We start from the raw sequence: 7,554 nt of genomic DNA on the forward strand, positions 1-7,554 counted from the left end.
GTTCGAACCATCCGATGCGGGATCGAATTCTCCCCTCTCCGTGAGGAACGAACGGGGAGGGGCCGGGGGAGGGGCATCCCGCGGACGCAGTTCGATCCCCCCGATCGTGGACCCAAGCGCCCGCATCGGCGTAAAGGGCGGACCGGCGCGTTGGGCCTGAGGGCCGGACAATCGACAAGACAATCACCAGACGGAAGATACGAAGGTGGCACGCAGGGTCGTCATCACGGGCGTGGGGATGGTCACGGCGCTGGGGAACACGGCGGCGGACACCTGGGCGGGCGTAAAGGCCGGCCGCAGCGGCATCGGCCCGCTCACCAAGTGCGAGCTTCCGGGCATCGCCCCCGAGATCGCCATCGCGGGCGAGGTCAGGAACTTTGCCCCGGAGCCGGTGCTGGACCGCAAGGACGCGCGGCGGATGGACTGGTTCATCCAGTACGCCCTGGTCGCCGCGCACGATGCCATGGTCAACGCGGGGCTGGGCGGCCTGGGGCCCGTCCCCAATCCGGAGGAGACGGGCACCATTGTCGGCTCGGGGATGGGCGGGCTGATTTCCATCATGGAGACCTCCGACACCATGCGCGAAAAGGGGATGAACCGCGTTTCTCCGTTCTTCATCCCCGCCAGCATCATCAACCTGGCCGCCGGGCAGATCGCCATCCGCACCGGCGCGCAGGGGCCCAGCTACGCCCCCGTTTCCGCCTGCGCCAGCAGCAACCACGCGATCGGAGAGGCATTCCACGCCATCCAGCGCGGCGACGCCCGGATGATGCTGGCCGGCGGCACCGAGGCCTGCCTGACGCCCATCTCGTTCGCCGGCTTCGCCGCGGCCCGCGCCCTCGCTACCCAGTACGAGTCGCCCGAGACGGCGTCGCGCCCGTTCGACGCCACGCGCAGCGGCTTCGTGCACGGCGAGGGCGGCGGCGTGCTGGTGCTGGAGGAGCTGGAAAGCGCCCGTGAGCGCGGCGCGCCCATCCTGGCGGAGATCATCGGCTTCGGCATGAGTGCCGACGCCTTCCACATCACCGCGCCCCCCGAGGACGGGGCGGGCGCCGCGCGGGCCATGAAGGCCGCCCTGCGCAGCGCCGGCCTGGCCCCGGAAGAGGTATCGTACATCAACGCGCACGGGACGTCGACGCCCGTGGGCGACGCGGCCGAGACGCGCGCCATCCGCTCCGTTCTGGGCGCCCACGCCGAGCGCGTGCCCGTGTCGTCCACCAAGTCGATGATCGGCCACGCGCTGGGCGGCAGCGCGTCCATCGAGGCGGGCGTCTGCGCGATGGCCATCCGCGACGGCATCATCCCGCCGACGATCAACCTGCGCACGCCGGACCCGGAGTGCGACCTGGACTACGTTCCCGACACCGCTCGCGAGCAGGCGCTGGACGTGGTCCTCAGCAACTCGTTCGGCTTCGGCGGGGCGAACACCACGCTCGTGATGCGCCGCTTCGACGGCTGACGATCCTGATCGCACCGATCGAAAAAACGGGAGGCCCGGATCACCGGGCCTCCCGTTTCGTCTCCCCACGCCGAGGGCGTCAGCCGTTGCCGCCCTCGTGGCCCTCCGCCGTGTTGTCGAGCCCCCCGGAGGTGTTCGACTCGCTCGAGCGCCCGGCCGCCTGGCTGGTGCCGGAGGCGTTTCCTCCGCCGGTCGATCCGCCCGCGGAGTATCCCCCGCCCTGCGACTGCCGTCCCCCTGTGGCGTTCTGGGCCAGGTTGCGCACCGTGCCCAGGAACCCGCCGCCGCCCGAACCGGAGCGGCCGCCCCCGGCACCGCCGCGTCCGCGGCTACGCCCGGGCTCCGAGATCTGCTCCACCGCCTCGGCCAGCTCGTAGCGGCCCTCGCGGCTGTCCAGGTCCGTCGCCACGTCGGCCTGCGCGATGATGCCCACCAGCCGGCCCTCGCGGTCGGTGATGGGAACGCGGCGCACCTGCTCGCGCTCCATGACGTTCAGCACATCACGCAGCGAGTCGTTCTTGTTGCAGGTTTCCACCTGGGTGGTCATCACCTGGCTGACCTTGGTGGAGTTGGCGTCCATCCCGTCGGCGACGGCGCGGATGGCGATGTCGCGGTCGGTGAGCACGCCGCGCAGGCGCTTGCTGGTATCGCTCTCCACGACGGGGATGATGCCCACGTCCAGGTCGCGCATCTTGCGCGCGGCGTCGGCCAGCGACGTTTCGGGCGTCACCGTCTCCGGATTGTCGGTCATCACGTCGGCCGCACGCAGGCGCCGCAGCTCTTCGCCGCCGCCCTGCTGCCCGCCGCCGTACCCCGGGTCACCGAAGCCGGAGCCGCCCTGGCCCCCGCCGCCGTAGCCGCCCTGGCCACCGCTGGTCCATCCACCGCCGTACCCGCCGGAGTTCTGCCCGCCGCCTCCGTATCCGCCGCCACCACCGCCGTAGGAGCCGCCACCGTACGAGCCTCCGCCGTAGCCACCCCCGCCGTAGCCGCCGGACTCACCGCGGAAGCTCGGGTCTCCGTAGCCGTAGCCGCCGTACCCCTGGCCACCGCCGTACATCCCGCCGCCGAAGCCCTGGCCGCCGTAGCCGTACCCGCCGCCGGACTGCGTGTCGCGTCCGCTGCCCCAGCCGGCGTCGTCGGAGTAGCCCCCACCGCCACCGCGGCCCGCGCCGTACCCGCCATAGCCGGAGCCGCCGCGCGCGCCGCCGTACCCGCCGGCGCCGAACTCGTTATCGTACGCGCCGCCACCGGGCCCAAAGCCGGAGAAGCCACCGTTCTGGCCGCCGCCGGCGTCCGAGCCCATGCCGCCGTACTCACCGCCACGCGAGGCGCCACCGCGATTCCCCCCACCGCCTCCGTACCCACCCTGGCCGAACCACCCGCGGTCCTGGCCGTAGTCGCGTCCGTAGCTTGCCATGCCTCGTCTCCTCGTTCTGGTGACCTGGCTCTCCAAAACTCACTCCCCGCACGGGGGAGAGGGAGGGACGGGGGGTGCAAGATGGATACCCCGCGACGGGAGCCTACGCCCTCCTCCGCCGCAGCGCGACGACCGCGAATCCGATCACCGCGATGGCCGCAAAGCTGAACCACTGTACCGCATAGCTCAGGTGGTTGCCCTCGCTCATCTCCGGCAGCGGCACGGGAATGGGAGGATCGGACGCGGCGCCGTCCGGCAGCTGCTGCACGTGCACGGGCAACACCTCGCCGCGCGTCCGCGCACGAAGCGCGGCCAGGTCCAGCCGGCGGTAGGTGGTGTCGTCACCCACGCGCCCCGCGGGCATCCCGCCGTCCGGACGCGTCTCCACCGGCAGCAGCACGCCGGTGATGATGACCTCGCCCGTGTCCGGGCGCAGCGCGGAGCGGTCCACCGTAGCCGCGTCCGGCGAGGGGGCCCAGCCGCGGTTCACCATCACCACGCGCCCGTCCGCCAGCACCAGCGGGGCGACCATGTGCACCCCCGGATTTCCCGCGCGGGCGCGGGCACGCAGCACCACGGCGCCCGCGGGAGCGTAGCGGCCCCGGACGCTTACGCGGCGCCAGACGTACGCGTCAGGGTTCGATGTGAGGGCCGCGGAGGTGGCGGCATCCAGCACGAGCGGGGGCTGCGCGGTGTTGGCGCGCACGGCCTCGTTGCGGGCGCGCCGCTCCTGCAGCCGGTCCAGCTGCCACAGCCCCAGCCGCACGCACACGCCGGCGACGAGCAGAACGAAGACGGCGGCGAGGATGCCGCGCACGGTGAACTTCACGGGATCGATGCGGTTCCGTCCAAGGAAATCCAAGTCTGACGAAGCGAAAAGGTAAGCGCGGCGGCGGGGGACGGAAACGGGGCGCCGGCCTCCATGGCCGGCGCCCCGCGCACTCCCGCAACTCGCGCCCGCGATCAGACCGGGGCGGGCAGCGGATCCCGGTACAGGCCGCCGTCGTCGTCGCGGGGCGGATACGAGTCGGCCTCGTGCAGCGGCATCCCGTCGTACTCCCCCGGGGTCCGAACGGCGCCGGTAACCCCCATCGCCGACACCTCGTCGAACTCCTCGCGATACGCGGGGGCGCTCCGGCGGCGGCGCAGCAGGCCGCGGCGGGGCCGCTCCTCGGCGGTCTCTCCGCGAAGGACCATCAGCTCCGCCTCCTGCTGGTTGGCCACTTCCATCAGCCGGCGGGCGCGGCGCTCCCACAGCTCCGCCTTCTCCTGCGCGTGGGTGCTGTACGCCGCCCGGCCCCGCACGTCCTGGTTCATGCCGAACTCGCGGATGGCGGGGCGGGCGCCCTCGTCCTCGTCGCTTTCGCCCGTCAGGTACCCCAGCACCAGCCCCGCCAGGAACACGCCCCCCAGCAGCGGGAAGGCGTTCTCGCGCGCCTTGCGGCGCACGGGGGCCATTACGTCGAGCTTCTCTTCCACCTGCGCCCGCTTGCGGACGAGGGCTTCCTCGATCTGCTCGATGGTGTCGGACATCCGCGCGCGCGTCTGCTCGATCTGCAGGCGCGCCAGCTCGGGATCGTTCACGTCGGCGATGCTCCCCGGTGCCGTCGCGTGCACGGACGAGCCCGCCGTCACGTGGGTCGTCGAGGCAACGGGCGTGTGGCCCGACGACGGAGTGATCACCACTTCGGGATGGGTCACGCGCCCGGGCACGGCCCCGCCGGCGAGCGCCACGTCGGGGACGGTATCGTCGTCCCCACGCGTTACGTTCAGGTCAGCCATAGGTCACTCCCGGTCAGCGAAGGAGCCGGCCAATGAAGAAGCCGGCGATTCCGGCGATCACCAGCGTCTGGAGCGGACGCTCGTTGTACCGCTGCTCGAACTGGTCTCCGGCGCCGCGCGCGCCGGCCGCCACCGTCTGCACGCCGTCGCGCAGCTGCGTCATCGGATCGGTGCTGGGCGGGCGGTAGTCGCCGTCGCCCAGCGCCGCCCCGCCGTACAGGTCGGCGCGAGGCGCCGGGTGCATCACGGCCTCCACGCGGCTGCGCACCGCGCCCGCGCCCGCCGCCACCGAGTCGGCCACGCCCGACGCGCGCACCTTCTCGCGCGCCTGCTCGGCCAGCTCCGCCGCGCGCACGCGTGCCTGCGCCGCCAGGATACGGGCCTGCTCCGCCATCTCGGCCGCGCGCTCGCGCGCCTGCTCCGCCACGTCCGAAACGGTCTCGCGCGCCTGCCCCGCCACTTCCGTCACGGTGTCACGCGCCTGCCCGGCCACACCGGAAACGGTTTCGCGCACCTGGTCCATGCGCGAGCCGTGCGCCATCAGGTGCTCGCGGGCGGCGTTGGTCGCGTCGAGCTCCGGCCCCTCGCCCGCGCCCAGCCCCATGGCCGCCATCACGTCCGACACCCAGCGGTAGTGCCGCTCTTCGTCGAGCGCGGCGCGGTCGATGATGCGCTTGATGTTGTTGGGCCAGAAGTTGGCCTTGGCCGCGTACGTGTCGTACTTGGCGCGCACCTGCAGCTCGTTGTGGCGGAAAGCCGTGAGCAGGCCGCGGTCGCCCGCCAGGCCGGCCAGGCTCTGCAGCGCCAGCTTGAACGGCCCGGTGAGGTGCGGGTGGTTCTTCGGCTGGCCGCCCAGCTCCGAGATCAGCTCGTTCAGCTCGCGGATGTGCCGCTCGTGCTCGCGCAGAAACCCGGCGATCTGGGCCGCGTGGTCGCGGTCCTTGAGCTTTTCCATCGCGATCTCGTACGCGCCGACGGCATCATGGTCGAGCTGGAGCAGGTCGTTCAACCCGTCCAGGATCTCGGCCGTGGCCGCCGGTACGGTTCCCACCTCCGGGCGTGTCGTATCGGTGTCCACCGCTTCCTCCCTCCGTGAGAATCCCTTGTCCCGGTCCTGCTCTGCCGCGCCGTGCTCCGTGCGGCTCGGGAGGGCGCCGCCATGCACGAGCCGTTCCAATCACCCCGGTCAACCGGGAGGCGCCCGGAAGGGCGCCGGACGCCGGAACCAGCGGGCGCCGTCCTTGCACTGGGTGGCCTGCAACGCGGGAAGGCCGTCAGTGGGACGGAGAGCCCCGGCGTAGGTGAAAGCAAGGAGATACCCCAATGAGACTGGCACTTCGCGCCTCGTTTCTGACCATCATGTTCGCCGCCCTGTCCGGATGCGCCGGGCTGGGGCTGGAGCAGGTGCTACAGGCCCCGTCCTTCCGCGTGGACAGCGGCCAGCAGGCGCAGCTCCGGCTGCTTCCGCCGTCGATGAACCGGCCCACCGGCGGCGCGGCCGTGCGGCTGTATGCGCGGGTGAGCAACCCCAACCCGGTGGGCCTCACGCTCACGCGGCTGATCGGCAGCCTGTCGCTCTCCGGCCGCGAGGCCGCCGACGTCAGCTTCCCGCTGGGCGTGCCCATGCAGGCGAACGGCGAAACGGTGATCCCCATCGACATCGCCATCGACTTCAGCGACGTCCCAGGCCTGCTCGACGTGGCCCGCAACGCGCTCTCCGGCCGCGGCATCAACTACCAGCTGAACGGCACCATCGGCGTGGACGCCGGGCTGCTGGGCCAGCCCAGCTTCGGCCCCATGCGCCTGCTGGAAGGCGACTTGCGCGTCACCCGCTAAGATCTCTCCTGTCGGTCGCCCGAAAGCCCCGCTGCCCAACCACGGCAGCGGGGCTTTTGCATCAGTGGCGGAGCGGCATCGGCGGCTTGTCGTCGGGTCGCGGCGGTCCCTGGAACAGCATGTTGTTCACCAGTACGGCGGCCTCGTTGTACCGCTCCGTCGTGATGCACCCCGCCGCATACAACGCGCGCGCTACGTCCCTGATCCGGGGGCCAAGCCGGGGCACGATTCCCCACGCAATGACGACGATGACAAAGGCGTACCCAGAGAACACGTACAGCATCACCTCGCCAAGCACCAGTTGCAGCATCAGGACGGGGAGCAGGACCGTCAGGGCGTTTTCACGAAGGAACTGAGCGATTCCGCCAACGCGCATGAGGCGGTCGAGTTCGCGGGCGTTCAGGGTGCTCATTCTCACCTCCAGGTCTTGACGATTTGGTAACTGCAGTAGATGCCGAGCGCGAGAATGTTCGGCCCGATGATGCCGATGCCGAGGCGCTTCGTGTCTGTAATCCGGTTTGCAGAGTCTCGCACCCACGAGCGTGTGCGGTCGATGTCCACCGAGATGAGAAGCGCGAGCAGAACGATCAGCAGCCATCCCACGCTGGGTGAAACATCCGCCGCCACGGCAGCCATCCGGATATCGCTCACCACCACGCCAAAGGTCATGAAGAGCAGCGTGGTGCCGATCGCCCAATCGTTCCGGCGCGGGCTGGCGTCACCGTCGCGCCTGCCCAGCCGGCGGGTGTACATGCCCACCAGCGTGAGCATGAGCGGGTATCCGAGCAGCTGGATCCATACGTTCGCGAACGGGTCTTTCATCCCTGGCTGGCACTCTTGGCGTAAAGCGCGCACCTGCAACGTACGTCTAATTTGCGCGAAGAGAAGCTGACAGTCAAGACAATCGTTTGCGCCACCAGCCGCACCACCCTCCGTCGGTCGCGGGCAAGGATCGAGGACGGCATCTACCTGAGGACGAACGACTTAGCCTCCTCGCACGATGTTAGGTTGAGATTCGCAGGGAAACGCGGACACCGATCCCGCCAGCGGGTGAAAG

General features: G+C 70.9%; 8 protein-coding genes. 2 read left to right on the forward strand and 6 right to left on the reverse strand.

Translation table 11 applies throughout. The features are described from left to right. The first annotated feature begins 205 nt into the window (after positions 1-205). Positions 206-1,459, forward strand: coding sequence for a beta-ketoacyl-ACP synthase II (fabF, locus tag VIB55_RS02760; protein WP_331875137.1), 1,254 nt, complete (start codon positions 206-208; stop codon positions 1,457-1,459). Between the two features lie 79 nt (positions 1,460-1,538). On the opposite strand, the gene VIB55_RS02765 is transcribed toward fabF, so the two are convergent. The 4 genes from VIB55_RS02765 to VIB55_RS02780 form a co-directional block, all read right to left on the reverse strand. Further along, a complete protein-coding gene (locus VIB55_RS02765) occupies positions 1,539-2,879 on the reverse strand; it encodes a CBS domain-containing protein (protein WP_331875138.1) in 1,341 nt (446 codons plus the stop codon). 103 nt (positions 2,880-2,982) lie between these two features. Then, positions 2,983-3,708 carry an SURF1 family protein gene (locus VIB55_RS02770; protein ID WP_331875139.1) on the reverse strand — a complete coding sequence of 242 codons (726 nt, stop codon included), beginning with the start codon at positions 3,706-3,708 and terminating at the stop codon, positions 2,983-2,985. Positions 3,709-3,842: 134 nt separating this feature from the next. Further along, on the reverse strand, positions 3,843-4,661 hold the full coding sequence (locus tag VIB55_RS02775; protein WP_331875140.1) for a hypothetical protein: 819 nt from the start codon (positions 4,659-4,661) through the stop codon (positions 3,843-3,845). A 13-nt stretch (positions 4,662-4,674) separates the two neighbouring features. Then, positions 4,675-5,739, reverse strand: coding sequence for a DUF2383 domain-containing protein (locus VIB55_RS02780; protein ID WP_331875141.1), 1,065 nt, complete (start codon positions 5,737-5,739; stop codon positions 4,675-4,677). Positions 5,740-5,984: 245 nt separating this feature from the next. On the opposite strand from VIB55_RS02780, the gene VIB55_RS02785 reads away from it, so the two are divergent. Next, on the forward strand, positions 5,985-6,497 hold the full coding sequence (locus VIB55_RS02785) for an LEA type 2 family protein (protein ID WP_331875142.1): 513 nt from the start codon (positions 5,985-5,987) through the stop codon (positions 6,495-6,497). Between the two features lie 61 nt (positions 6,498-6,558). Here VIB55_RS02785 and VIB55_RS02790 read toward each other — a convergent pair whose 3' ends face one another. Both VIB55_RS02790 and VIB55_RS02795 read right to left on the reverse strand, forming a co-directional pair. After that, positions 6,559-6,909, reverse strand: a complete 351-nt coding sequence (locus VIB55_RS02790) for a hypothetical protein (RefSeq protein ID WP_331875143.1) — start codon at positions 6,907-6,909, stop codon at positions 6,559-6,561. Positions 6,910-6,911: 2 nt separating this feature from the next. Beyond that, complete coding sequence (locus VIB55_RS02795; protein WP_331875144.1) at positions 6,912-7,319, reverse strand: hypothetical protein; 408 nt, start codon at positions 7,317-7,319, stop codon at positions 6,912-6,914. Positions 7,320-7,554 lie beyond the last annotated feature (235 nt).

It is taken from the genome of Longimicrobium sp., from assembly GCF_036554565.1.
In the GTDB taxonomy this organism is placed as follows: Bacteria; Gemmatimonadota; Gemmatimonadetes; order Longimicrobiales; family Longimicrobiaceae; genus Longimicrobium.

Excerpts from the sequence above, each read along its gene's own strand:
- VIB55_RS02765 (WP_331875138.1), bottom strand. The coding sequence starts at position 2,879 with ATGGCAAGCTACGGACGCGACTACGGCCAGGACCGCGGGTGGTTCGGC.
- VIB55_RS02775 (WP_331875140.1), bottom strand. The coding sequence starts at position 4,661 with ATGGCTGACCTGAACGTAACGCGTGGGGACGACGATACCGTCCCCGAC.
- VIB55_RS02785 (WP_331875142.1), top strand. The coding sequence starts at position 5,985 with ATGAGACTGGCACTTCGCGCCTCGTTTCTGACCATCATGTTCGCCGCC.
- VIB55_RS02790 (WP_331875143.1), bottom strand. The coding sequence starts at position 6,909 with ATGAGCACCCTGAACGCCCGCGAACTCGACCGCCTCATGCGCGTTGGC.
- VIB55_RS02795 (WP_331875144.1), bottom strand. The coding sequence starts at position 7,319 with ATGAAAGACCCGTTCGCGAACGTATGGATCCAGCTGCTCGGATACCCG.